This is a genomic window from Flavobacterium cheonanense (assembly GCF_039539185.1).
Classification (GTDB): Bacteria; Bacteroidota; Bacteroidia; order Flavobacteriales; family Flavobacteriaceae; genus Flavobacterium; species Flavobacterium cheonanense.
This window is the reverse complement of record NZ_BAABCT010000006.1, coordinates 1-26,397: the sequence shown is the minus strand read 5'-3', so window position 1 is coordinate 26,397 and position 26,397 is coordinate 1. Positions and strand designations below refer to the sequence as shown.

Below are 26,397 nucleotides of genomic sequence, written 5' to 3'. Positions count from 1 at the left end.
AAAAATTTCAGAATTGGTTACTTTCGCTACATGGAAAATCTCAAAAATATAAACCCAATTAAAGTAGATAAAACTACTATAATCAATCTAGAAAAAGGGAAGTTACCTCCACAAGCATTAGACCTTGAGGAAGCAGTTCTTGGTGCGATGATGATTGATAAAAAAGGTGTTGATGAGGTTATTGATATTCTGCAATCAGATGCGTTTTATAAAGATGCTCACAAGCACATATTTGAAGCTATTTTTCAGTTATTCACAGATTCTCAGCCTATTGACTTGTTAACAGTTTCGGCTCAGTTAAAAAAGAATGCTAAACTAGAATTGGCTGGAGGTGATTTTTACCTTATTCAACTTACACAAAAAATATCTTCTTCTGCACATATTGAATTTCACTCGAGAATTATTTTACAAAAATACATTCAAAGAAGTTTGATAAGAATATCCTCAGAAATTATTGAAGAATCTTACGATGAAACTACAGATGTATTCGATTTACTTGACAAAGCTGAATCTAAATTATATGAAGTAACGCAAGGAAATATCAAAAGAAGTTCAGAAACAGCACAAAGTTTAGTAATTCAAGCTAAAAAGCGAATTGAAGAAATAGCCAACAAAGAAGGTTTATCTGGAATTGCAACAGGTTTTGATAAATTAGATAAAGTAACTTCGGGTTGGCAACCATCAGATCTTGTTATTATTGCGGCTCGTCCTGGTATGGGTAAAACAGCTTTCGTACTCTCAATGGCAAGAAATATGGCTATTGACTTTGGTCATCCTGTAGCATTATTTTCTCTTGAGATGTCTTCTGTTCAGTTAATTACTCGTTTGATTTCATCAGAAACTGGTTTGTCTTCTGAAAAACTTCGTACTGGAAAATTAGAAAAACATGAATGGGAGCAGCTTTCTGTAAAAGTAAAAGATTTAGAAAAAGCACCTTTATATATTGATGATACTCCATCGTTATCCATTTTTGATTTACGTGCCAAAGCAAGACGTTTATCTTCTCAACACGGAATAAAACTAATTATTGTCGATTACCTTCAATTGATGACAGCAGGAGGAAACGGAAAAGGTGGCGGAAATCGTGAGCAAGAAATTTCAACAATTTCAAGAAACTTAAAAGCTTTAGCAAAAGAATTAGAAGTTCCAGTAATTGCGCTATCACAATTATCTCGTGCCGTTGAAACTCGTGGTTCAAGCAAAAGGCCTTTGCTTTCTGACCTTCGTGAATCAGGAGCAATTGAGCAAGATGCCGATATTGTATCGTTTATTTATCGTCCAGAATATTACAAAATTGAAGAATGGGATGATGATGAACAATCGCCAACTGCTGGTCAAGCCGAATTTATAATTGCAAAACATAGAAATGGTTCTTTAGAAAATGTTCGTTTAAAATTCATCGGAAACCTTGGAAAATTTGATAACCTTGAAGAATATGGTGGCGGATTTGACGATTTACCTTCTAAAATGAATCTTGGTGATGATAATCCATTTTTCACCAAGAACTTACCTTCTGCAAATGAAGCATTTGGAAGTAGTTCCAATTCCAATGATGATGATAGTGATGTTCCATTTTAAAATATTGAAAGTTCTGAGAAATCAGGACTTTTTTTTATATTAAAAAACACGTAGTTTTACGTGGTTTTAAACCAAAACATTATTATAATTTTATGCACTTCAAAGTAAGGCATAAATTATATGATTGAAAATAATTTAAATGGTGAGCAATTTATTAATTTGATAAAGATTCTCTTTACGGTTTCTTTGTCAATGGCTCTTTTAATTATTATAATATTTCATTATTACAGAAATAAATATTTAACCCTAACTAAAATTAAATAATCATGGCAGAAAACACAATTACATTGGAGCAAGCTCAAAAATGGGCACAAAATTGGATCGATAATCCAAATAAAGATATTAGAGCTTTTTTAATTCCAGAAGTTGATTTAACTCAAGTAATGGCTGAAGAAAGCACAGTAAATGTTCGTTCTTATTTAGGTATAGATGATAATGGTAATTGTAAATTGATGATTGTTGGAGTAGATCTTAATGGTAAAGATTTAATTGACGATAATAATGGCCAGTATATCTATGATTTTACTTCGGGATGTCCAAGAATTTGTGATGTAGATAGTCCATTATTCAAATTATAAAAATTTATGTTTGATAAATTAAGACTAATAGCCCACATAATTTTAGGTATAAATTTTTTGCTTTTTCTTTCTAAATATAAAATAGGAAGCAATGCATATAAAATTTATTCGATTTATCTGGGCTTTATAGTTTTAATTGAAATTACAATTAAGCTTGTTGTAGATTTTGGATTTGAAAATTTGATATTTTCTCATTTATATTTTACTGGACAGTTTATTTTACTCAGTTTATTTTATTTAGAATTATTGACAGAAAAGTATCAAAAGAAGATTATTAAATTTAATTTGATTTTGATTCCTTTAATCTTGATGGTGAATTTTTTTATAAATCCGTCTGAGATTCATAAATTCAGTTTGCTTGAAATTTTATTAACTTCTATATCAATTATAAGTTATTGTACTTTTCATTTTTATAATATGTTATCAAATAGAAAAGAATTTTATTTGATAAATTGTGGAATAATAATTTATCTTTTTGGGAGTACAGTAACTTTTTTACCAAGAAATCTTCACGTGATATATGGATACTCATTTAGTATGGCATTACACATACTAAATATTATTCTATATATTGTTTACTTGATTTTTATTTTTTTAGAATGGAGAAATATTAATTTAAGAATTAATAAATGAAAGACACTACTACTTCTTTTTTGAGTAATAATATTAATGAAGCTTTGAGTTATATATTCTTAGTTTTTCTTTTAATGTCAATAATTGTGATTTTATTCTTTTATTTTTCTAGAAAGAAAATCATCCAAAAAGAAATTGAAAAAAAAAATCTAGAAATTAATCATCAAAAAGAACTTTTGCGTTCTGTAATTCTTACTCAAGAGGCTGAAAGAAAAAGAATTGCACAAGATTTACATGATGATATAAGTTCAAAATTGAATGTAGTTTCTTTAAATACGCATCTTCTTAAAACACCTAATTTATCTGATGATGAGCTACAAGATATTACAAACAACATTACCGATTTAACTCAAAAAGCATTAGAAAATTCCAGAAGAATCGCACACGATTTATTGCCTCCAGTTCTTGAAAAGTTCGGATTACATGCAGGTATTGAAGAGTTAGTTGTTGAATTTAATAGCTCAAAAGTTGTTAATGTAATTTATAAAAATGATTTGATGTTTGATATTGCAGATATAGACAAACACTTACATGTTTTTAGAATACTGCAAGAGTTACTAAACAACTCAGTTAGACATGGAAAAGCTACTGAAATTTCAATCGCTTTTAAATCGATTGATAATCAAAACACTTGCATTTATTCAGATAATGGAATTGGATTTGATAGCAATTCTGATTCTGCTCAAAAAGGATTAGGTATGAAAAACATTGAAAGTAGGATCAATTTTTTAAATGGAACTTTTTCTTTGAATTCATCTTTAAATAATGGTGTTAAAATCAATTTTACATTTTAATCTATGGATAATATTATCAAAATAGTTTTAGCTGATGATGAAGAATTATTCCGAAAAGGAATTTATTTTTTGTTGCAAAGAGAAAAAAATATTGAAGTAGTTTTCGAAGCTTCTAATGGTGCTGAAATAATTGATTATCTAAAAACATGCGAAACTCAACCAGATATTATTCTAATGGATTTAAAAATGCCTGGAATAAATGGAGTAGAAGCAACTAAAATTATTCATAAAGAGTTTTCAGATGTTAAAATTATCGCTTTAACTAGTTATAACACAAAATCATTTATAGCTAATATGATCAATGTTGGAGCTGTTTCTTATTTGGTAAAAAATGCTTCTCCATCCGAAATGGTTGAAACAATTAATGAGGTTTCAAAAAAAGGTTTTTATTATAATGATACAGTTTTGGAAGTAATTCAAGATGATATTTTATCAGGTAATAAATCTAATAAAAGTGCTTTTGATGATGAATTTTTAACTAATCGTGAACGAGAGGTTTTAACTTTAATTTGCCAACAATTGAGTACTAATGAAATTGCCGAAAAGTTATTTATAAGTTCTAGAACTGTAGAAGGGCATAGAACTAATTTGTTGTTGAAAACAGAATCAAAGAATATTGCAGGTTTAGTTGTATATGCAATACAAAATAAATTATTATTAACAGACGAGCTTTAACTTGCTAAAGAGTGACCGCCCCAACCAATAATTTCAAACAAATTTGGACTGAATGAATTTTCATTTCCAAGAACACTATTTATTCCATTAGCAACAGAAGAAAATCTTGTTGCTTCACTTAAAGTAATAATTAATCTTGCAATCGAATCATATTCAGCTTGACCAATTTCTTCACTATTTTTAACATTATTCAGAATATTAATACTGTCCAATAGGTTTTTATCTGTTATTACAGGTAATTTCATTCCAAAACCTAAACTTTTGTAAGTTCCATTAACAGCCAATTTTTCTGCTTTAATTGTAGTTTCTTCACACGGAAAAGGAACTATATTAAATATAAATTCTTGATTGTTTTTTGTTTTAAAACCTAAGATATTTAATGAAGCAATTATTGGAGGATTTTTTGAATTGGTTTCCAAACCAAAATTCATTAGAAGAGTTATTTCAGCACCATTAGGATGCGAAACGTTTATTGAATCACATGTGACTTTATTACCATTTAATTTTATTGAATTAATAATGGTTTGAATATCAGAAATATAAATTCCTTTTGAATCAAGTCTTAGTCTATAATCCATTTAATGATTAGCTTAAAATGAATTTAATAGATAAAACAAAATATGCTAATAACATAACTAATAATAAAGTTAGGCCTAATTTTTTAAAAATATTCATGCTTTTAAAAGAATTACTCATGGTTATTGTTTCGTTTATGTTCATGTTAAATTGTATTTAATTGTTAATCCAAAATTAACTACAATAAATTTCTCTCATATACGTAGTTTTACGTGTTTTTAGTTTTAATGTAAAATATTTAACAAAACATTATCTTTGACTATATTATCTAAAAATAGTATCTTCGAAAATAAATTTATTCATTCAATATGAAATTATTAAAGTCAGTTTGTCTAATGCTTCTTTTGGTTTGTGTAACCAAGGTTCACGCTAATTTTATATTATTACCAATGGATGATGTTTCTCAAAAAAATCATCTAAAAGCTTATGGAATAACTTATTGGTGTCTTGATAAACAATATAAAGCCAGTTGGTTGTTGAATTATAGAGGAGGTTCTTTTTTGTTGCCAGATGCTCCAGAAATAAGAAAAGAATGTCAAATTAGAGGTGTAAGTTTTGAACTTCTTTCTGATGGTGAAGCTAATCAAATTCTTGACGAAATTTCTTCACCTTCTCAAAATATGGAAACTGTTGTTTTAGAAAAGGCACCAAAGATTGCTGTTTATACACCAAAAGGTAAGCAGCCTTGGGACGATGCAGTAACTATGGTTTTAACCTACGCTGAAATCCCTTTTACACCAATTTATGATGAAGAAGTCCTTAATGATCAATTAATATTATACGATTGGTTGCATTTACATCATGAAGATTTTTCTGGTCAATATGGTAAGTTTTATGGCGCCTATAGAAATGCTCCATGGTATATAGATCAAAAAAAGGAAGCAGAAGCTTTGGCTGCAAAACTTGGTTTTTCAAAAGTTTCTGAGGCAAAGTTAGCTGTTGCCAAAAAAATAAGGGATTTTGTAATTGGCGGCGGTTTTATGTTTGCAATGTGTTCAGCGACAGATAGTTTTGATATAGCATTAGCAGCTGAAGGTGTTGATATTTGCGAACCAATGTTCGATGGCGATGATAGTGAAGCTAACTATCAATCAAAAATAGATTATGCTAAAACTTTCGCTTTCAAAAATTTTATATTGGATAGAAAACCTGAGCATTATGAGTTTTCAGATATTGATATGACCGAAAAAAGAAGAATTCCGATGGAGAAAGACTATTTTACATTGATGGAATATTCTGCAAAATGGGATGTAATTCCTAGTATGTTATGTCAAAATCATACCCAATTAGTAAAAGGTTTTATGGGACAAACAACTTCATTTGAAAGAGAATTGATAAAATCTAATGTTTTAGTTTTAGGTCAGAATGAATTGAATGAAGAGGCAAGATACATACATGGTCAAAAAGGAAAAGGATTTTTCACTTTCTTTGGAGGACATGATCCTGAAGATTACCAACATAGAGTAGGTGATGCTCCAACAGTTTTAGATCTGCATCCAAATTCTCCTGGTTTTCGATTGATATTAAACAATGTATTATTTCCTGCAGCGAAAAAGAAAAAACAGAAAACTTAAAATTAAGGTTCACTACATTCTTCTGTTGTTGAAATAAATAACTTTTTATATTCCTGATACATAATTTCAGTATTTTCTAAATCTTTGCATTCTTTGCAAGTTTTGATAGTATTGTTGCTCCAACCAAAGGTGAACAAATCCATTTTTGCATATTCCAAACATTGAGGAGAATTTAATCTGCTTTGAAATTTCTTCTCAACATTTTCAGGTGAACCATTGTTGGCTTTTTGCTCTTCATTTAATTTTTTCCAAGCAGCAATCATTTTCAAACTATCACCAGAAACCAAAGCGTCAACATATACTTTTGCTTTTGGATTATAGGAAGTGTTTTTCAAAAGAGATAGATTTGAATAAGCAGAAAGAGCTAATTTTTGGTGGTCATAAAACGATTTTAGTTCCTGAAGTTTTAGTTTTTTTAAGTTGTTCCAATAAGGTAAATCAACTATTTCTAAGTTTTCAAGTTCTGCTTTTCCTTCAGCATATCGTTCTTCCAAAACGGTAATGGGTTCTGTTTTGTCTTCCAAATTAAATACAGGATAACCATTAAAACTGATATAACCACTTGTGCCAAACCAAAGATGATGGGTGTCTTTTAATTGTTTTTTTGTGTATTTTGAAGTATCAAATTTACTATTCATTTCACATAACTCTGTATACCAATTAATTGTATCATTAGCAGTTTCAGGTGTTATTTCTTCAGTAACTGAAATTGATTTGTCATCCGATTTTTTTTCTTTTTGGCAAGAGATATTGCTAATGATAAAGAGAAATGAAAGTGTTAATGAAATATGCTTTTTCATTGTGATTTTTTTGTAAAAGTAATACAAAATGAAAAATCCCAAACTCAATTGTGATTGAAATTTGGGTTTTTATGGTAATAGCTAAAAGTTATATTCATTGACATAATTTGGAAATTTAGTTTTGAACGTTTTGATAAATTGTATAAGTAATTGATTTATAATTATTTATTTTCAATTTAGCGCCAAATCCACTATTTTCCAAACTGCTATTGTATCCTGTTTTTATTGAAGTCCTTTAAAAAAGTTCCAAACTTCTTCAGCATATTCTATATCTCTATTTTGAACTCCACTTGCAGGTGAAGAATTGGTATAAACGGTCTTACTTGGCACAGCATGACCAGCGTTATTTAGAACAAAATAAATCAATGGTTTTGCACCACTGTAAATTCTTTTTTCTACGTTGCCTGCATCTGTTGTGTTCAAGTTAAAAGTTGATATGGTTGGATTAATATTTTGTAAACCGTTTCTTTGTAACCAATAATCTAAGGTTGCAGTTTGAGATATTACTTTTCCTCGATTACAATTGCCTCCAATATTAGCAACACAACCACCATTTGCAGGCATTGCAGGATCACTTGTTCCGTGAGTTATCAAGATTGGTAATGGTAGATTAGAGCCATTTGTACAAAGCCCGCTTTCAGGAAACTCTGGTAAATTTCCACTTGAAACAGCTATCGCTTTGATAGTTTCAGGAAATTGAAAAGCATAAGAATAGGTCATTAAAGCACCATTACTTGTCCCTGTTAAATACATTTTGTTTGAATTAATATTTAACTCTGAGATTAATTTTGAATTTAACTGATACAAAAAGGAAATGTCGTCACCTTGACTTCCTGATATATCATCACTTCTACAATCATTCCATCCAGGATTTCCTTGAATGTCGAGTGAACCTTCTGGATAGACTACTAAAAACTTTTCATTGTCTGCAATTGTTCGAAAAACGGATAATGGGTGAGTACCAATTTCTGAAACTCCAACACCAAGTCCACCGCCACCGTGCAAAACTGTTACAACAGCATTTACAGTTGTCATTCCTAGTGGTCTATAAACTAAATATTTTCTTGTAATGTTGTTTATTGTTATAAAATTTGTTGTCAAACCTTCTTGGTAAGGAATAATATTAGGATTTGAAGGATTTTGATTGTCGTCATCCTTGTTACAACCAAGGGTAAAAATCACGACAAATAATAAAAATGTTCTAATCATATTTTGTTTATTTTGATAGTCATACATGGTTAGATATTAATTTCATTAAAAGGTTTAATCTTGGTACGCTATTTTTTAATATAGCACACAACTTGAATATATGTATGATAAATTCAATTCATTTAACAAGTATATCAAAAAGCAATTACGACTTTATTTTAAATTTTTCAATAAAAAATCCCAAACTCCATAAGAATTGGAATTTGGGATTTTAAATTTTGGAATTTGAAACTACTTATTGTTTTCTATAATATAATTCAAAACTTTAGTCATTAAATGCACTCTGTCTTTTCCAATAACATTGTGTTTGTGCATTGGATAAGGGAAATAATCTACTTGTTTTCCAGCTTCAACAAATTTCTTTACTAATGATAAATTGTGTTGTTCTACAACGACATCATCATTGGTTCCATGAATTAAAAGTAGTTTTCCTTTCAAATCTTTAACATGAGTTAGCAAACTTGATTCTTCAAAACCTTTAGGATTTTCTGTTGGTGTGTCCATGTAGCGTTCTCCATACATTACTTCATACCATTTCCAATCTACAACTGGTCCACCAGCAACTCCAACTTTAAAAGCATCTGGTTTTCTTAGCATTAACGAATTGGTCATAAATCCACCATAACTCCAACCATGAACCGCTAAGCGATTTCCGTCAACATAAGGTAATGATTTTAAGTATTCTACACCTTTCATTTGATCTTCAATTTCATTAGTTCCACATTTTCCATGAATCACACTTTCAAAAGCAAATCCACGATTGTCAGAACCACGATTGTCCACTGTAAATACTAAATAACCTTGTTCAGCCATCCAATACATCCACAAATTCGCGCCATCTAAATAAGAATTCGTTATCATTTGCGCATGTGGTCCACCATAAACATAAACCATTACTGGATATTTTTTTGAGGCATCAAAATTACTTGGCTTGATTAATCTTGTATATAAATCAGTAGTTCCGTCAGCAGCTTTTATTGTTTTGATTTCAGCTGTTCCCATTTCGTAACCTTCGTATTTATTTTTACTTTCTAAAAGAGTAATTGCCTTACCTTTTTTGTCGTAAAGTAACGATTTTGATGGCGTAGAATGATTAGAATATTCATCAAAAATCCAATTATAGTCAGAAGAAATGGCTACGTTATGAACTCCTTCGTCTTTAGTAATCAAGGTTTGTTTTCCTTTCAAATCAACTTTATAAACCAACATATTTGTTGGATTTGGACCAGTTGCTTTAAAATAAATTTCAGTTCCTGCAGGATTTGCTCCTAAAATATCTCTTGTTACAAACTTGTTACTAGTCAATTGTTTAATCAATTTTCCATCGATTGTATAATAGTATAAATTTTGAAAACCATCTTTTTCGCTATGCCAAACAAAATTATTTGATTTCTCACTAGGGAAAAAGGCATCGTGTTCTGGTTCAACCCATTTATCACTAATTTCGTTTAAAAGAGTTTTGATAAATGCGCCTGAATTTGCATCATATAAATTCAGACACATATCATTTTGACCGCGATTTAATTCAGCAATTAAGATAAATTTTTCGTCTGGAGTCCACGAAAGATTGGTTAAGTAATCGTCTGCATTATTTCTTGGAGAAATAAAAACTGTTTTTCCTGTTGCCAAATTATAAATTCCAACTCTAGGTTTTTCTGATTTTTGACCAATCATTGGATATTTTATCGAAACCAATTTTCCTGGAGTTTCATTAATGTCTAATAAAGGATAATCTGCAACATCAGTTTCATCTTTTTGATAAAAAGCTAAATAAGATGATTTAGGTGACCAAAAAATACCACCTGATATTCCAAATTCGTTTCTAGAAATAGATTGTCCTGAAACTATATTTTTGTCTGCATTATTAGTAACAGCAACTTTTTCTTTGTTTTTATTAATAAGAAATAAATTGTTCCCTTCGGTGAAAGCTAAATTTTGTTTTGACTTGTCAAAAGTTTGATTTTCAGCTGCTTCTGGAGTTTGTAAAATTTCTTTTCCTGATTTAGAAGTCAATGAATAAGTGAAATATTTTCCGTTTTCTGAAACTAAAATTGTAGAAGCATCTAACCATTCTATTCCAAAGAAATTTTTTAATTTAGTTCCTAAAGCAGTGTTTATGTCTGCTAAAGTTGGTGTCTCAATGAAATTTGGACCTTGAGTTCCTAATATTATCGTTGTCCAAGAATCTTTAAAATAAACATATTTGTTAGTGTTTGGAATCCATTGAAAACCTGTCATTTTATCGGCTCCAAATTTTCTTCCTTGTTGCAAAACGCCGTCTTCTAATGTAATTTTCTTCAATTGCGCTTGAGAAACAATAGCAATAAATAAACTGAAGAATAATATAATTTTTTTGTTCATAATGTAATTTGTTTGTTGTGGTAAAGGTATAAAAAAAGGATAATGTTAGTTAGACTAAAATCATTATCCTTTGTTACATTTTATAAATAGTATAGCTCAATCCTGCAATCTGCAATCTGCTATCTGCAATCTGAAATCTAATCTTCTTCAATTTCAAACTCGGCATCTTTTTCCCAAATTTCCATTTCGCATGGTTTGCAGTTGAATTTCAATTTGTATTCCAATTCACCTTGTTTCAACACTAATGGTTCTTTGAGTTTACCATCCATAGTATCTTTATGATATTTTGGACATTTTTCTAATTCGTATTTAATACAATATTTAGTTGTCATAACACGAGATTTTCCTGGATCCCATTGTAATTCGAAGGCTTGTTCTATTTCGGTTACACCATGTCTTTCGTAGAATTTACGAGCCGTTTTGTTGGCAACATTGTACATAAAGTCCAATTTACTTTCAGGATAAGGATGCGATGTTTTAACCATTTGATGTTCTTCACGAACGTAATTTGCTAAACGAATTTCAGACAATTGCTCATAAACCGTTCTACGCATTTCATTGATTTTAGAAATAGGTAAAAACCAATTTTGAGAGAATTCAATTGTAATTTCATCAGCATTATAAGGTGTAAAACCTGTTTTTGCTAAATTTATTTTGAAATTTTCCTCAATCGATTCATTGTTTTTGGTTTGTTCTTTCGGATGAACTAGAGTCACAACGCTCACATTTCCGTCTTCGTCAGTAGCTTTTAATTCAAAACCATTTTCATTTTCAGATAGAAGCAAAGTCGTACTGATTTTACGAACTGCACTGTCTTCACGTTCTACAATTTTGATAAAAGCAGCATCGTTGTTTCTGTAGATAAAAGTTCCGTCTTTAATTTCTTTTAGAACATTTGGATATACAAAACCATTTTCAGCACGGTTTACATAAATTCCGTCGGCTTCGTTATTTTCGTTTATGAAACACAAACCGTCTCCATTATTAAGCAATTCACCATTTTCAATTTGATACGAATTTCCAACCGTTTTAATTAGTTTTCCAATATATTGTCCTTTTGATTTTGGACTTTCCCAAGAACCAATAGCTTGGTGTCTTTCGTTTACAAAATAATCAGTATAACCACGATTGAAACTTTTATCAAGCGAAGATTCAAAAGTATAAGTTGATTTTCCTGATGAAGCTTTGATGTATCGATCACTATTTTGTTCTAAAAAAGCATCCAATTTTTGACGTAAATACGATACATTATTTTTTACATAAACGATATCTTTCAAACGTCCTTCAATCTTAAACGAACAAATTCCAGCTTCAATTAAATTTGGAATTTGATCTGAAACATCAAAATCTTTTATAGAAAGTAAATGGCTATTCTTAATTAAAGTATCGCCATTTCCATCAATCAAATTATAAGGTAAACGACAGTTTTGTGCACACGAACCACGATTAGCCGAACGTTCGCCATTGGCAACACTCATATAACAGTTTCCGCTGAACGAAACACACAAAGCTCCAGTTACAAAGAATTCCAATTCAACATCTGTAGCTTCATGGATTTCTCTTATTTGATGCAAATTCAACTCACGCGCTAAAACCACACGTTTAATTCCTGCATCTGCTAGAAATTTTATTTTATCTGCGTCACGATTATTAGCTTGAGTACTTGCATGAAGCACTATTGGAGGCAAATCCATTTCCATGATTGCCATATCTTGAATGATTAAGGCATCAACACCAATGTCATATAATTCCCAAATTAATTTACGACATGTTTCTAACTCATCGTCATACAATATAGTATTAATAACAACAAAAACTTGTGCATTAAAAAGGTGAGCATATTTCACTAACTCAGCAACATCTTCAATAGAATTGTGTGCGTTAGAACGAGCTCCAAATTGTGGTGCACCAATATAAACAGCATCGGCACCGGCATTTATAGCCGCCATTCCGTGAATTAAATCTTTTGCAGGAGCAAGAATTTCTATTTTCTTCTTCATATAATTCCTTAAATAAAAGTGTGCAAAGGTCTTACATTTATTGGAGAAATCTAAATTAAATTGATTTTTTAATCATTTTATGATTTGAAATTATGCTTTACAAATATCATTTACAATTTTCAAATGATGGTTGGTGTGCAAATTCAAAAACCATTCAGTTGATTTTTTATTCAAATTTCCAAAAAAAGGATGTGGAAAGTAGGCGTTTTTATCAAACGAATCCCATTCTTGAAGTACCGATTTTACTTTTTGCAAACTTAACAATAGTGACTCTTCGGAAATATTCTCATCAGGTAAAACTACTTTTGGTGCTTTGGCTTTGCCTCTTGGAATAAAACCCAAAACTGAAATAAACAGTTTACTTTTATTAAACTTCCATCTGTATTCTTGAGGATTAGAGTTTTTAACAGCTAAAGCAATTTGATAAATGGTTTTCAAACTGTGTTCAATTTGCCAACCAACTGTTGCATTTGAAACAGAAGAATTAGTCTTTTGGTGAAAAGGAATTTTAGACTCTAGTTGCGAAATTAGGTTTTGTAGCTTTTGCATACTTTAAAATTTAAAAAAATCCCAAAAACCGTTTGGAATTTGGGATTTTATGTATTAGAAATTTATCTATCAAACAGTTTCTTCTTGTTCTTTATCCAAATAACTTTGAACAATTTCAATGGCATTAGTAACGACATCACTTAAAGCTGTAATAAATGTTCCATCTTCGGCAGTGTCAATAGCGTGTTTAATAGCTTCTGTTTCTTTGGAGATGATTTCATGAGTAACTGTTTTGCCAGAAGCTGCAATACCTTCCATGATTAAGCCAATGATTTCTTCTTCGGTTCTTCCACGTAAATATTTTTCTTGACGGATAATAATGTGGTCAAACATTCGAGCAGCAATTGTTGCACATTCTTTAATATCTTCGTCACGTCTATCACCAACTCCGGCAATAATTCCGATTTTTTTGGTAGCTTCAACACTACTTAAATATTCTTCAACACCTTTATATCCTGCAGGATTATGAGCAAAGTCAATCAACACTTTGAATTTTTTGAATTCGAAAATATTCATTCTTCCAGGAGTTTGCGCCGCACTTGGAATGAATGTTTGCAATGACAAACTAATATCTTCTGTTTTGAATCCTTGTATATAAGCGGCTAAAGTAGCTGCCAAAACATTCGCAATCATAAATTTAGCTTTTCCGCCCATTGTTAACGGAACGTGTGTTGCTCTTTCTACTCGAATTTTCCATTCACCTTTTTTGATGGTGATGAATCCGTTTTCGTAAACGGCTACAATTTTTCCTTCTTTAGCAAATTGGACTGCTTTCGGATTGTTTTCGTCCATTGAAAAATAGGCAACATTGCAACTTAATTCGTTTGCAATTTTCAAACATTGGTCGTCTTCTGCATTAAGAATTGCCCAACCATCTTTTTTGATACTGCGAACAACAGTAGCTTTTACACGAGCTAAATCATCTAAAGTATGAATATCTGATAATCCTAAATGGTCTTCTTGAATGTTGGTAATAATTCCGATATCACAACGACTGAAACCTAAACCTGAACGAAGAATTCCTCCACGAGCTGTTTCTAGAACTGCAAATTCAACCGTTGGATCTTTCAAAATATATTCGGCAGAAATTGGTCCTGTGGTGTCACCTTTTTCCATCAAATGGTTTTGAACATAAATTCCATCAGAAGTTGTAAAACCAACACGATAACCATTGTTTTTTACAATGTGCGCTATCAAACGTGTTGTGGTTGTTTTTCCGTTAGTTCCTGTAACGGCAATAATCGGAATTCTACTAGGTTTTCCTGGAGGATATAGCATATCAATAACTGGAGCAGCTACGTTTCTAGGCAAACCTTCACTTGGTGCTAAATGCATTCTGAAACCAGGAGCAGCATTAACTTCAAGAATACAACCGCCTGTTTCCTTTAATGGTTGCGTTAAATTTTCAGCCATGATGTCAACGCCGCAAATATCTAATCCAATAACACGAGAAATTCTTTCGCAAAGAAAAATATTTTCGGGATGCATCATATCAGTTACATCAACTGAAGTTCCACCTGTACTCAAATTAGCCGTTGATTTTAAATAAACTACTTCATCTTTTCTTGGAACTGTTTCTAACGTATAACCATATTTAATCAATAAATCTTCAGTGTCACGGTCAACATCAATTTGTGTTAATACATTTTCATGACCATAACCACGTCTTGGGTCAAGATTGGTTTCGTCAATTAATTGTTGGATGGTTTGTTTTCCGTCACCTTTTACGTGAGCAGGTTCTCGTTTTGCTGCGGCAACTAATTTATTGTCAATAATTAAAACTCTAAAGTCGTAACCTGTAATGAATTTTTCTACAATTACCCTACGACTGTATTTTTTTGCATATTCCAATCCTGAAACTGCGTCTTCCCAAGTTTTTACATTAATAGAAGCCCCTTTACCATGATTTCCATCAAGTGGTTTGATAACAATTGGATAACCAATTTTCTTTACTACGGTTTCTAAATCTTCTTCATCAACACAAATTCCACCACTAGCAACTGGGATTGATGCTAAATCTAACATACGTTTTGTTTCCTCTTTGTTGCAAGCAATATCTACAGCAATGTTACTGGTTTTACATGTAATTGTGGCTTGAAAACGCATTTGGTTGACACCATAACCTAGTTGTACTAGTGAGTTAGTTCCAAGACGAATCCATGGAATATCACGTGCAACTGCTTCTTCAACAATACTTCCTGTTGAAGGACCAAGTCGAACGCGCTCACGAATTTCACGCATTTTTTGAATGTCTTCTTCTGGATTGTAATCGGTTCCATCTATTAGAGCCTCTGCAATTCTTACTGCAGCTTCTGCTGCGTATAAACCTACGTTTTCTTCTGTGTAGCTAAAAACAACATTATATATTCCTGGAGTTTTGGTTTCACGAGTTCTTCCGAAACCAGTTTCCATTCCGGCAAGGGTTTGAATTTCTAAAGCAATGTGCTCGATAACGTGTCCCATCCAAGTTCCTCTATCAACACGAGAGAAGAATCCACCGCGACATCCTTCTGAGCAACGGTGCTCAATCATTGTAGGAAACATGGCTTCAATTCGTTCACGAAAACCTTCAATTTTATTTGTAGGACGTTCTTCTAATTCTTCTAAATCTAATCGCATTTGGATTAGCTTTTTTCTTTGTACACTCCAAATATTTGGTCCACGTAACGCTTGAATTTTATCGATCTTCATATTCTATTGGTATTTTGTTTTGTATTGATTGTAATGGATTTGTTAAAAATAGAAAATATTTATTATTATGAAACATTTTTTATGAGAAAAAGTTTGATTTTTATTTGATTTATTATGGTTGTATTGATTTTTAGGTATTTGCTTTGCCTTTTGAAAGCTTAATTAATAGAAATTCTTTTGAAAAAATGAATAGAAATGCAATACAAATGCCGTTTAGCCCCGATTGTAGTGGAAATCCTCGAAGAGATTGGAACGAAAAGCGGGAATATGGTTAATAAGTAGTCAATAAGTTTCGCTTCAAAAAGTAATAAAACGTTTGCGAAATATTATGAAATAGTTATTTTTACTGCATGAAAATACAAGGAAAACTAATAATAATAGGTGGCGCTGTTGATAAAGGCAGTTTTACCGAAACAAATTTAGATAAAGACGCTCCAAAAAATTTAAACTTTTTTGAAGAGGGAATTTTGAAAAGAATTATAAAAGAATCCGCTAAGAAAGAGTTATCTAGGATTGAAGTTATCACTACGGCATCGAAAATTCCAAGAGAAATTGGTCCAGAATATGTAAAAGCTTTTAGCTATTTGGGTGCAAATAATGTTGATGTTTTGTATATCGAAAAACGTGAACAAGCGAGTGAACCTGAAGTTTTAGAGCGATTAAAAGCTGCTGATGTAGTTATGTTTACAGGTGGTGATCAATTGCGATTGACTTCTATTTTAGGTGGAACACCATTTGATGATATACTGATTGATAAATACAGAAATACTGATTTTATTTATGCTGGAACATCGGCTGGAGCTGCTGCTGCTAGTAATAATATGATTTATCAAGGAAGTAGTCAGGAAGCTTTATTAAAAGGTGAGGTAAAAATTACTTCTGGTTTAGGATTAATTGATGATGTTGTAATTGATACTCATTTTGTACAACGCGGAAGAATTGGAAGGTTATTTCAAGCTGTTGTTGGAAATCCAAAAGTTTTAGGTATTGGTCTTGGAGAAGATACAGGTTTGTTGATTTTGAACGGTCGACAAATGGAAGCTATCGGTTCTGGACTTGTAATTTTAGTTGATGGAAGAGAAGTGAAAGATACTAATTTGACTCAGGTTGAACTTGGTAAGCCAATATCCATTAATCATTTAGTAACTCACGTGATGAGCAAAAATGATACTTTTGATTTGGATACTTTTAAAATGACTATTAATAGTTCGCAATACGTTTAATTTTATATAAAAATTCAGTATCACGAGATGCTGAAACAAGTTCAGCATAAAAATGAAAATAATAATTCACGGCGGTTTTTTTTCAGAATCATCTACAAGTCATGAGACTAAGGTTGCTAAACAAAATGCTTTATTGCGAATTGTAAAAGATTCTTATGAGTATTTGAAAACGCATTCGGCTGTTGAAACCGTAGTTTATGCAGTTTCGTTGTTAGAAGATGACGAATTGTTTAATGCCGGAATTGGTTCGCAGATTCAAAGTGATGGAAAAATCAGAATGAGCGCTTCTTTGATGGATGGAACTACTCAGAAATTCAGTGGCGTTATTAATATTGAAGAAGTGAAAAATCCTATTCATGTGGCTTTAGAATTGATGAAAGTTGATGATAGAGTTTTGGGTGGAAGTGGAGCAACCGATTTTGCAAGACAACACGGATTTGAAAAATTTTCTACTGAAATTCCACAACGTAGAGCAGAATATGAAGCAAAATTAGCCGCAACAGGAACAGGAACTGTAGGTTGTGTGGCTTTAGACTCCAATGGAAATCTTGCTGCTGCAACTTCTACTGGAGGAAAAGGATTTGAAATTCCAGGAAGAATATCAGATAGTGCTACGGTTGCTGGAAATTATGTGAATGAGTTTTGTGGCGTGAGTTTGACTGGAGTTGGAGAAGATATTGTAAGTAATGCAACTGCTGCCAAAATTGTGACACGTGTTACCGACGGATTTTCTTTAGACAAAGCATTCGAAAAAACTTTCGCAGAATTGAAACCTTATGATGGTTTTGCTGGAGCAATTGCTATTGATAAAAACGGAAATATGTTTCATCAAGATTCGCATCCAAGTATGGTTTTTGCGAGTTATGATGGTGAGAAGGAAGAAGTTTTTGGTTAAAAAATAAGTATAAATGAAAAACCGATAAGTAATGCTTATCGGTTTTTTTTATTTTAATTCTTGGTTATTGCTTTATAATTTTTGTAGTATGTGAGTTGTTTCCTGAAGTAATAGTTAAGAAATACATTCCACTAGATTCATTACTCAAATCGATAGAATCTGTTTGTAATCCATTTGATTTATCAGCTTTAGTTTCTGAAATAATTTGACCTTGAATATTTGTTAGTCTAAGAATTACAATAGAAGAATCCTCCAAATTATAATTGATGTTTACTATATTATTTGTTGGATTTGGATATACACTAATTGTGGTTTTATCTAATAAAGCTGTATTGTTTGATAATGTTGTTGTAGGACATCCTACAGATTGCAATGTGTTATTAGAAACCCAAGTACCAACACCTAACTGACCTTCAATTCCTCTTCCAGTTGACCATAATGAGGTCGTAGTTTCCATGGCAAGTGAGTGAACATCTCCTGCAGAAATAGCAAACCATGTGTTACTTGTTCCGACTTGATTTAGAATATTCACAGCAGTGTTATTTCCTAAGCCTAATTGTCCACTTGAATTGAATCCTCCAGACCAAAGAGTATTATCATTTTTGATAGCTAATGAGAAACTATTTCCTGCAGAAATTACAATATATTGAGTTACTACTCCTGAATTACTGAAACTAATAGGTACCATTACATTTGAAGCAGTATTTGTACCATCACACAATTGACCATTTGTATTATTACCGAAAGTAAATAAGATTCCACCAGAATCTAACGCCATACTATGATCCCAACCAGCTGAAATTTCTGCCCAATTATTTGAAGTTGAAACTGTTATTGGAAATAAACTATTTGTATTGGTTCCATTTCCAAATTGCCCAAAAGTATTATTACCCCAAGCGTAGATGAATCCTGCATTATCGATTGCTAATGAATGTTGATTACCAGCATCAATTTTAAACCAATTTGAAGCTGTTCCAACTTGAACAGGAAGGTTTTGATCGATTAGATTATTTATTCCCAATTGTCCAAGATTATTTAATCCCCAAGACCATAATGTACCATTTGTTTTAATGGCTAAGCTAAACCTATTTCCTGCTGAAACTGTCAACCAATCATTAGCAGTTCCAACTTGAGTTACTGTCCAAGTAGCCGAATTGAAAATACCATTTCCAAGTTGTCCGAATTGTCCATTTCCCCATGACCATAATGTTCCATTTGTTTTTACGGCTAGTGTGTGAACATTTCCAGCAGAAACTGTAGCCCAATCATTTGCTGTTCCAATTTGGATTGGTAGATTTTGATTAGCCATATTTCCGTTAAGCCCCAGAAGATTTCCATTTTGTCCCCAACCCCAAAGAGTTCCGTCTATTTTAATTCCCATAGAGAAATTTTGTCCTGCTGAAACCATGCGCCAGCATCCTGTACCTGTTTGCCCAAAAGTTAATACTGAAAAGAATAGGGCAAAAACTGTTGTAAGTAATAATTTTTTCATGATAGTTTGATTTTAAAGGTTAATTCAACTATATATCAATGAACTTTTTCATTTGTTACCCATAAGAAGAGAATATTTTTTAAATATCTGATAATAAATGAATTACGAAGTTAGTGTTTTATTTAATACAATTCATTTTTATTATTAATATTTAAATTTAGGGATTAACTAAAAACAAAAAATCCCAACCTTTCGATTGGGATTTTCTATATATATCTTTTTTATTATAAAAATTTCAATATAATAGTTCTTACACTTTAACACGATTTTGTTCACTTTCAGAACCAGTTCCATTGTATTTTGCTTTTTTACTTGTGTTTTTTCCGAAACGATACGAAAATGTAACAGAGAGTATTCTTGTATCACGTGGACCAAACCAATTTGCTTCTGTTGTACCAAGATTATTTATTGTGCCACGAATTTGATTTGTAAAGAACACATCACTTAAATTGAATTTTAAAGTTCCTAAATCGTTAAGAATTTTCTTTTGACAACCAATTGAAACGAATCCAAAGTCACCAACAGTAAATTGAGCATCGACAGATTCTGATAAGTATTGACCACTTATTTCGCCACTCCATTTCTTAGAAAATTGAATACTATTTGTTGCATTAATAAACCAATATGTTCCAGTTGCATTCAGATTTTGATCGTACAACTGACTTATAAATCTAGAGTGATTTACTTCGGTGTAAAGAACAGTTGTGAGCCACTTTGTAGGATTGAATCGGCTTTGAATTGATAATACATATTGATTACTTTTCCCAATATTGTTTGGACGACTATAATATATTCCATCATTAATTTCAATTGTTTCTTTTATCTCGTCTTTTCCATAACTGTAGGAAAAAGAGGTAGAAAGTAACTCTTTATAATTGTAAGTTAATGAAAGGTTATGCCCAAATGTTGGTTTTAAAAATGGATTTCCTTCGTAATAAGTAAATTGATCTAATGGACTTGAAAATGGATTTAAATCTTTATAAAAAGGACGTTGTACTCTTTTTCCGTAGGAAAGATTTATGGTTTTAGTTGCCAAACTGTCTATTTTGTAACTAGCATATAGAGTTGGAAAAATAGAATTGTAATTATTTTTAAATTCTGAATATGGTTTTTCGGGATTTCCTAATTGTTTGCCTTTTAGTTGTGTATCTTCAAAACGCAATCCAGCTTGAAGATCAATTTTTTTAAACGTTTTTGTATAGTTTATATAAGCAGCACTAATGATTTCATCATAGAAAAAGTGGTTGCTTAAATCATAATTTGGCTGTGTACCATTGGCTTGAGTAGTTTTTGTATAAACCGCATTATTGTCGGTATTTGTTAAACTTACTTTAGCTCCAAAATCTAATTTAGAATTGTTTTTTAATGGAGTAGAATAATCGCTTTTTAAGGCATAAATGTTAATTGTAGAAGGTAAATAACCGTTTTGAATATCTTCACTTGAATTAGAACCAACTAAATCTTCAATAGCATTTTTATAAAGTTGATCTATTGTGGCAGAATAAGTTACAAAATCAAAATCTGTTGTAAGCAGTTGTTCTGGTTTTGAAAATTGTTGTCGGTAATTTAGCGTAATTGTTCTGTTATTGAAATCTACTTTTTCAAAATTATCAGCAGTTACAATTTGTTCTATATTTCCGTTTGCATCCTTTACTGTTGCATAATTATATCGTGGACTTTTATTTTTATTGATTAATCCTTTGGCTGCAATTCCTATGGTACTTTTTTCAGAAAGATAATAATCAAAACCAATTCTAGCATTGTATGATTGACGTGAGGATTTTAAATACGTATTTTGTTTAAAGCTTGAAAGTGGCATTAGATCTGGGTTTTTAAATCTGCGTTCTATTGTTAAATCATGATATCCTTTGCCGTTTGTATAACTCAAATTTGAAAATAAAGAAAATTTAGGTGCATTATAATTTAGATTTAAATTATCATTTGTTCTAGCATATTTTCCTTGTCCGAAATTTAAACTTGTATTTCCGTTAAATCCTTTTAGTTTGCTTCTTTTTGTAACGATATTAATTATGCCTCCATTTCCTGAAGCTTCATATTTAGCAGGTGGATTAGTCATGATTTCTACTTGTTTGATTGAATTAGATGGAAGTGATTTAAGATAACTTTCCAGTTCAGATCCAGTTAAATAAGTCGGTTTGTCATCAATAAAGATTGTTACACCAGATTTTCCTCTTAGTTTTACATTTCCGTTTTCATCGACTGAAACTCCTGGTGATTTTGACAAAACGTCTAAAGCATTTCCGCCAGCGTTTGAGATTAATGCATCTGGGATTACAATGGTTTTATCTACTTTTTGAACCACAAATGGAATTTTTTTATCAATTTTGACTTCTTCTAATTCAATAATTTCTTTCTTCTTTAAAATGATATTTGTTAGTTGAACAATTAGATTTTGTTCATTTACATCAATTGAATTGCTAATATAATTTTCAAAACCATTAATCGATATTGATACAAAATAAGAAGAAAAGGAAACTTCATCAAAAGTGAAACGACCATCATCTTCTGAAGAAATTGTTTTTGAAATGGTTATTCCATCAGATTGTAATAAAGATATTAAAATACCCTCGAGTTTATTTCCATTATTATCGTAGACAAAACCTTTTATTGTTCCTTTATTTTGAGCAAATGAAATTGAAGATATGAAAACGAATAATAATGCTGAAAACATATAATAAGATAATTTCATAGCTTTTAAATAATTGATTTTCTTATTAGTGTATTTTTTATTTTTTTGTTACATTTTTTTATTAAATGAAATTTATATAATTTTGACTTCGTTTCAATATTTAATAAAACAAAAAATCCCAACCTTTCGATTGGGATTTTCTATATGTAAGTAAGTTAAACGGGTTGTACAAACGTTTTTTATTTCACTTTTTTCACAACAGCTTTGAAAGCTTCTGGGTGATTCATTGCTAAATCTGCTAATACTTTACGGTTCAATTCGATACCGTTTTTCTTAACTAATCCCATGAATTGAGAGTAAGACATTCCTTCTAAACGAGCTCCAGCGTTAATACGTTGAATCCATAAAGAACGGAAGTTTCTCTTGTTTTGTTTTCTATCGCGATAAGCGTAAACCATCGCTTTTTCAACTGCGTTTTTAGCTACAGTCCAAACGTTTTTACGACGACCAAAGAAACCTTTGGCTTGCTTCATTATCTTTTTTCTTCTTGCTCTTTTAGCAACTGAATTTACTGATCTTGGCATAATTTTCTTGTGTTTTTGTAGCAGGCGCCCTGAATTTAATCAAAGGAACTTTATAGCCATACTCCAAGGTTATTAAAATTGTTTTAACCTAAAGAATTATTCTTTAATTGACAAAAGTCGATTAGATAATTCTTAATTGTTGTTTAATGCTTTTTTCATCTACTTTAGCAACTAAAGCAGAGTGAGTTAAAGCTAATTTACGCTTCTTAGACTTTTTAGTCAAGATGTGGCTTTTGAAAGCGTGTTTTCTTTTAATTTTTCCAGAGCCAGTAACTTTAAAACGTTTCTTAGCACTAGATTTTGTTTTCATTTTAGGCATAATTTCCCTAATTTATTTAAATTTAACTTACTTACTTATTTTTGTAATTCATCCTCTGTTTACTGAGACTGAAAACTGTTTACTTTTTCTTCTTCGGAGCAATGTACATAATCATTCTCTTTCCTTCAAGAACTGGTAAAGCTTCTACTTTTCCGTGTTCTTCTAAATCTTGAGCTAAACGTAATAATAATATTTGTCCTTGCTCTTTGTAAATGATTGATCGTCCTTTAAAGAATACAAATGCTTTTAATTTTGAACCTTCTTTTAGGAATTTTTCAGCATTTTTTCTTTTGAACTCATAATCATGTTCGTCTGTTTGAGGACCAAAACGAATTTCTTTAACCACAATTTGCGTTGATTTTGCTTTCAACTCTTTCTCACGCTTTTTTTGCATGTAAACAAACTTTTTATAGTCTATGATTTTACATACTGGTGGTTCAGCATTTGGAGAAATTTCTACCAAATCTAATTCTAATTCATCCGCAAGACGCATAGCATCTGCAGTTTTAAAAATACCTGGTTCTACATTGTCTCCAACAAGACGTACTTCAGGTACACGAATAAAATTATTTATTCTGTGTTCATCTTTTTTTTCTACTCGAGGTTGATAACCTCTGTTGTTTCTAATTGCTATGGCTTTATTATTTTAGTTAAACTTCAAATGTTTTTAATGTTTTGGCAATTTCTTCGTTCACAATTTTAGCAAATTCTTCAATTGTAACCGTGATATTACCTTTTCCTTCTTGACCGTGACGACGTACAGAAATGGTTCCGTTTTTCTCTTCTTCCTCACCAACTATCACCATAAACGGCATCTTCTGAACCTCAGCATCTCTAATTTTCTTACCAATCGTCTCGTTGCGGTTGTCAATTAGGGCGCGAATTTCGTGATTTTCTAGCAATTCTAAAACTTTTTTCGCATAATTTTCATATTTCTCACTCAAAGACAAGATAATAGCTTGTTCTGGCATCAACCAAAGTGGGAAGTTTCCTGCGGTATGTTCTAGTAGAATTGCAATAAAACGCTCCATTGAACCAAATGGTGCACGGTGAATCATAACTGGACGGTGTAATTTATCATCTGCACCTTTATAAGTCAATTCAAAACGCTCTGGTAAATTATAATCTACTTGAATTGTTCCAAGTTGCCAACTTCTACCTAAAGCATCTTTTACCATGAAATCCAACTTAGGACCATAGAAAGCAGCTTCACCATATTCAACAACAGTATTCAAACCTTTATCAGCAGCAGCATTGATAATAGCATTTTCTGCTTTTTCCCAATTTTCATCGCTTCCTATATATTTATCTCTGTTATCTTGATCACGTAATGATATTTGTGCTGTAAAGTTTTCAAAACCTAACGAACCAAATACATATAATACAAGGTCAATTACTTTTTTAAACTCAGAATCCAGTTGATCTGGTGTACAGAAAATATGCGCGTCATCTTGAGTAAATCCTCTTACACGAGTTAATCCATGCAATTCGCCACTTTGCTCATATCTGTATACAGTTCCAAATTCAGCATAACGTTTGGGTAAATCTTTATATGACCAAGGTTTAGTGTTGTAAATTTCACAGTGATGAGGACAGTTCATGGGTTTCAATAAAAACTCTTCGCCTTCAGCAGGAGTTGTTATAGGTTGAAAACTATCAGCACCATATTTAGCATAATGCCCAGAAGTAACATAAAGTTCTTTTTGACCAATGTGAGGTGTAACAACTTGTTCGTATCCAGCTTTCTTTTGAGCTCTTTTTAAGAATTGCTCCAATCGATCTCTCAAAGCAGCTCCTTTAGGTAACCATAAAGGCAAACCTTGACCTACTTTTTGTGAAAAAGCAAATAAGTCTAATTCTTTCCCAAGTTTTCTATGGTCACGTCTTTTCGCTTCTTCAAGTAATTCAAGATAGTCTGTCAAATCTTTTTGTTTAGGAAATGAAACTCCATAAACACGAGTTAATTGTTTGTTTTTCTCGTCACCACGCCAATAGGCACCAGCAACACTCATGATCTTCATGGCTTTAATAATTCCAGTATTCGGAATATGTCCACCACGACACAAATCAAAGAAGTTAGCATGATCACAGAAAGTAATCGTTCCGTCTTCTAAATTTGAAATTAATTCAGTTTTGTATTCGTTATCCTTATAGGTAGCTAATGCTTCTGCTTTAGTAACAGCACGCATTTTAAATTCATGCTTCTCTCTAGAAATTTCTAAAACTCTATCTTCAATAGCTTTAAAATCTGCATCAGTTATTTTGTTATCACCAAAATCAACATCATAATAAAATCCATTATCAATTGCTGGTCCAAGAGTCAATTTAATACCATTGTATTTTTCCTCCAAAACCTGAGCCATGACATGTGATGTAGAATGCCAAAAAGCTTTTTTACCTTCTTTGTCATTCCATGTGTATAATATCAATGAACCATCGGTCGTTAATTCCGTGGAAGTTTCTATAGTTGTACCATTAAAAGCAGCCGAAATTACATTTCTTGCTAATCCTTCACTGATGCTTTTTGCAATATCCATTGGAGTCGAACCATTTGCGAACTCCTTAACCGAACCGTCAGGTAGAGTAATCTTTATCATTCCTTAAATTTTATGGACTGCAAATATATAAGATTAACAAAACACATACAATATATAATAGGTATAATATCTAAAGTATTTTTTTTGAGCGAAAGTTTCGGGCATCTTTGCGATCCTTATTCCCGCTTTCTGCACTACAAGGTAGTTGCGACAATCGGGGCTATTTAGATGTTGTATTGAATAGATATTATCTTTTCAAAAGATTTTTTGTTTAGAGTACTGCATTTGAATGTAAGAAAAAAAACTTTTGTTTCCAACAAACGTAAAATCAGTGAATTAAAAAATAGTTTTAAAAAAGGGTTTAAAAAGATTTGCGAGAATGAAAAAGATGACTACTTTTGCACCCGCAATACGGCAGACGTTCTATAACAAATACTGAAAAAAAACTAAAAAAAGATTTGCAAGGAAAAGATAAAGGTTTTACCTTTGCCATCCGCAAAACGAATATTTAATCTGAATTAATTTCAGATAGTTTTTTGAAAGAAAGTTCAAGAAAAAAGAAAAAAATATTTTTTTTCGATTTACTTGCGAGTTAAGAAAAAAGATGTACTTTTGCACCCGCTAAACGAGAGAATGGCGGCACAAAAAAGAATGACACGTTCATAGACATATTGAATTG

20 protein-coding genes are annotated in these 26,397 nt (G+C 31.4%); 7 read left to right on the top strand and 13 right to left on the bottom strand.

The features are described 5' to 3' along the window. The first annotated feature begins 30 nt into the window (after window positions 1-30). From dnaB to ABD766_RS11100, 4 genes are all read left to right on the top strand, one after another. On the top strand, window positions 31-1,578 hold the full coding sequence (dnaB, locus tag ABD766_RS11115) for a replicative DNA helicase (RefSeq protein WP_298304347.1): 1,548 nt from the start codon (window positions 31-33) through the stop codon (window positions 1,576-1,578). Between the two features lie 266 nt (window positions 1,579-1,844). Beyond that, window positions 1,845-2,156, top strand: coding sequence for a hypothetical protein (locus ABD766_RS11110; RefSeq protein ID WP_344816761.1), 312 nt, complete (start codon window positions 1,845-1,847; stop codon window positions 2,154-2,156). A gap of 629 nt (window positions 2,157-2,785) precedes the next feature. Continuing rightward, the gene (locus ABD766_RS11105) at window positions 2,786-3,583 is read left to right on the top strand and encodes a sensor histidine kinase (RefSeq protein WP_344816760.1); all 798 of its coding nucleotides are present in this window, start codon (window positions 2,786-2,788) and stop codon (window positions 3,581-3,583) included. A 3-nt stretch (window positions 3,584-3,586) separates the two neighbouring features. Then, the gene (locus ABD766_RS11100) at window positions 3,587-4,258 is read left to right on the top strand and encodes a response regulator (RefSeq protein ID WP_344816759.1); all 672 of its coding nucleotides are present in this window, start codon (window positions 3,587-3,589) and stop codon (window positions 4,256-4,258) included. Here ABD766_RS11100 and ABD766_RS11095 read toward each other — a convergent pair. Then, window positions 4,255-4,836 (bottom strand): ribosome-inactivating family protein, encoded by a 582-nt coding sequence (locus tag ABD766_RS11095; protein WP_344816758.1) that lies wholly within the window; start codon window positions 4,834-4,836, stop codon window positions 4,255-4,257. The two genes, ABD766_RS11100 and ABD766_RS11095, sit on opposite strands and share 4 nt — an antisense overlap. 306 nt (window positions 4,837-5,142) lie before the next feature. On the opposite strand from ABD766_RS11095, the gene ABD766_RS11090 reads away from it, so the two are divergent. Beyond that, a complete protein-coding gene (locus tag ABD766_RS11090; RefSeq protein WP_298304337.1) occupies window positions 5,143-6,408 on the top strand; it encodes an asparagine synthetase B in 1,266 nt (421 codons plus the stop codon). 2 nt (window positions 6,409-6,410) lie between these two features. Here ABD766_RS11090 and ABD766_RS11085 read toward each other — a convergent pair whose 3' ends face one another. The 6 genes from ABD766_RS11085 to cphA form a co-directional block, all read right to left on the bottom strand. Next, window positions 6,411-7,208: a hypothetical protein gene (locus ABD766_RS11085; protein WP_344816757.1), complete on the bottom strand. Its 798-nt coding sequence runs from the start codon at window positions 7,206-7,208 to the stop codon at window positions 6,411-6,413. Between the two features lie 222 nt (window positions 7,209-7,430). Next, window positions 7,431-8,417, bottom strand: a complete 987-nt coding sequence (locus ABD766_RS11080) for a CE1 family esterase (protein ID WP_344816756.1) — start codon at window positions 8,415-8,417, stop codon at window positions 7,431-7,433. 231 nt (window positions 8,418-8,648) lie between these two features. Beyond that, a complete protein-coding gene (locus tag ABD766_RS11075) occupies window positions 8,649-10,778 on the bottom strand; it encodes a S9 family peptidase (RefSeq protein ID WP_344816755.1) in 2,130 nt (709 codons plus the stop codon). Between the two features lie 137 nt (window positions 10,779-10,915). Beyond that, window positions 10,916-12,778: a peptidase U32 family protein gene (locus tag ABD766_RS11070; RefSeq protein WP_344816754.1), complete on the bottom strand. Its 1,863-nt coding sequence runs from the start codon at window positions 12,776-12,778 to the stop codon at window positions 10,916-10,918. 90 nt (window positions 12,779-12,868) lie between these two features. Beyond that, entirely contained in the window at window positions 12,869-13,327 is a 459-nt protein-coding gene (locus tag ABD766_RS11065; RefSeq protein WP_344816753.1) for a DUF1569 domain-containing protein, read from the bottom strand. Between the two features lie 69 nt (window positions 13,328-13,396). Further along, window positions 13,397-16,018 (bottom strand): cyanophycin synthetase, encoded by a 2,622-nt coding sequence (cphA, locus tag ABD766_RS11060; RefSeq protein WP_344816752.1) that lies wholly within the window; start codon window positions 16,016-16,018, stop codon window positions 13,397-13,399. A gap of 350 nt (window positions 16,019-16,368) precedes the next feature. Here cphA and ABD766_RS11055 point away from each other — a divergent pair, with 350 nt between their 5' ends. Together ABD766_RS11055 and ABD766_RS11050 are read left to right on the top strand one after the other, a co-directional pair. After that, window positions 16,369-17,241 carry a cyanophycinase gene (locus tag ABD766_RS11055; RefSeq protein ID WP_344816751.1) on the top strand — a complete coding sequence of 291 codons (873 nt, stop codon included), beginning with the start codon at window positions 16,369-16,371 and terminating at the stop codon, window positions 17,239-17,241. A gap of 52 nt (window positions 17,242-17,293) precedes the next feature. Further along, window positions 17,294-18,136, top strand: a complete 843-nt coding sequence (locus tag ABD766_RS11050; protein ID WP_344816750.1) for an isoaspartyl peptidase/L-asparaginase — start codon at window positions 17,294-17,296, stop codon at window positions 18,134-18,136. A 64-nt stretch (window positions 18,137-18,200) separates the two neighbouring features. Here the strand turns inward: ABD766_RS11050 and ABD766_RS11045 are convergent, their stop codons facing one another. From ABD766_RS11045 to thrS, 6 genes are all read right to left on the bottom strand, one after another. Next, the gene (locus tag ABD766_RS11045; RefSeq protein ID WP_344816749.1) at window positions 18,201-19,628 is read right to left on the bottom strand and encodes a T9SS type A sorting domain-containing protein; all 1,428 of its coding nucleotides are present in this window, start codon (window positions 19,626-19,628) and stop codon (window positions 18,201-18,203) included. A gap of 250 nt (window positions 19,629-19,878) precedes the next feature. Beyond that, entirely contained in the window at window positions 19,879-22,338 is a 2,460-nt protein-coding gene (locus ABD766_RS11040; RefSeq protein WP_344816748.1) for an outer membrane beta-barrel protein, read from the bottom strand. 179 nt (window positions 22,339-22,517) lie between these two features. Next, entirely contained in the window at window positions 22,518-22,862 is a 345-nt protein-coding gene (rplT, locus tag ABD766_RS11035; RefSeq protein ID WP_298120274.1) for a 50S ribosomal protein L20, read from the bottom strand. Window positions 22,863-22,983: 121 nt separating this feature from the next. After that, on the bottom strand, window positions 22,984-23,181 hold the full coding sequence (gene rpmI, locus ABD766_RS11030) for a 50S ribosomal protein L35 (RefSeq protein ID WP_298120276.1): 198 nt from the start codon (window positions 23,179-23,181) through the stop codon (window positions 22,984-22,986). 79 nt (window positions 23,182-23,260) lie between these two features. Further along, the gene (gene infC / locus ABD766_RS11025; protein WP_298120296.1) at window positions 23,261-23,809 is read right to left on the bottom strand and encodes a translation initiation factor IF-3; all 549 of its coding nucleotides are present in this window, start codon (window positions 23,807-23,809) and stop codon (window positions 23,261-23,263) included. A 22-nt stretch (window positions 23,810-23,831) separates the two neighbouring features. After that, a complete protein-coding gene (gene thrS / locus ABD766_RS11020) occupies window positions 23,832-25,778 on the bottom strand; it encodes a threonine--tRNA ligase (protein ID WP_344816747.1) in 1,947 nt (648 codons plus the stop codon). Between the last annotated feature and the right edge of the window lie 619 nt (window positions 25,779-26,397).

Bases quoted from the DNA above. Each gene is read 5' to 3' on its own strand.
- dnaB (WP_298304347.1), top strand. From the start codon at position 31: ATGGAAAATCTCAAAAATATAAACCCAATTAAAGTAGATAAAACTACT.
- ABD766_RS11110 (WP_344816761.1), top strand. From the start codon at position 1,845: ATGGCAGAAAACACAATTACATTGGAGCAAGCTCAAAAATGGGCACAA.
- ABD766_RS11105 (WP_344816760.1), top strand. From the start codon at position 2,786: ATGAAAGACACTACTACTTCTTTTTTGAGTAATAATATTAATGAAGCT.
- ABD766_RS11100 (WP_344816759.1), top strand. From the start codon at position 3,587: ATGGATAATATTATCAAAATAGTTTTAGCTGATGATGAAGAATTATTC.
- ABD766_RS11095 (WP_344816758.1), bottom strand. From the start codon at position 4,836: ATGGATTATAGACTAAGACTTGATTCAAAAGGAATTTATATTTCTGAT.
- ABD766_RS11090 (WP_298304337.1), top strand. From the start codon at position 5,143: ATGAAATTATTAAAGTCAGTTTGTCTAATGCTTCTTTTGGTTTGTGTA.
- ABD766_RS11085 (WP_344816757.1), bottom strand. From the start codon at position 7,208: ATGAAAAAGCATATTTCATTAACACTTTCATTTCTCTTTATCATTAGC.
- ABD766_RS11080 (WP_344816756.1), bottom strand. From the start codon at position 8,417: ATGATTAGAACATTTTTATTATTTGTCGTGATTTTTACCCTTGGTTGT.
- ABD766_RS11075 (WP_344816755.1), bottom strand. From the start codon at position 10,778: ATGAACAAAAAAATTATATTATTCTTCAGTTTATTTATTGCTATTGTT.
- ABD766_RS11070 (WP_344816754.1), bottom strand. From the start codon at position 12,778: ATGAAGAAGAAAATAGAAATTCTTGCTCCTGCAAAAGATTTAATTCAC.
- ABD766_RS11065 (WP_344816753.1), bottom strand. From the start codon at position 13,327: ATGCAAAAGCTACAAAACCTAATTTCGCAACTAGAGTCTAAAATTCCT.
- cphA (WP_344816752.1), bottom strand. From the start codon at position 16,018: ATGAAGATCGATAAAATTCAAGCGTTACGTGGACCAAATATTTGGAGT.
- ABD766_RS11055 (WP_344816751.1), top strand. From the start codon at position 16,369: ATGAAAATACAAGGAAAACTAATAATAATAGGTGGCGCTGTTGATAAA.
- ABD766_RS11050 (WP_344816750.1), top strand. From the start codon at position 17,294: ATGAAAATAATAATTCACGGCGGTTTTTTTTCAGAATCATCTACAAGT.
- ABD766_RS11045 (WP_344816749.1), bottom strand. From the start codon at position 19,628: ATGAAAAAATTATTACTTACAACAGTTTTTGCCCTATTCTTTTCAGTA.
- ABD766_RS11040 (WP_344816748.1), bottom strand. From the start codon at position 22,338: ATGAAATTATCTTATTATATGTTTTCAGCATTATTATTCGTTTTCATA.
- rplT (WP_298120274.1), bottom strand. From the start codon at position 22,862: ATGCCAAGATCAGTAAATTCAGTTGCTAAAAGAGCAAGAAGAAAAAAG.
- rpmI (WP_298120276.1), bottom strand. From the start codon at position 23,181: ATGCCTAAAATGAAAACAAAATCTAGTGCTAAGAAACGTTTTAAAGTT.
- thrS (WP_344816747.1), bottom strand. From the start codon at position 25,778: ATGATAAAGATTACTCTACCTGACGGTTCGGTTAAGGAGTTCGCAAAT.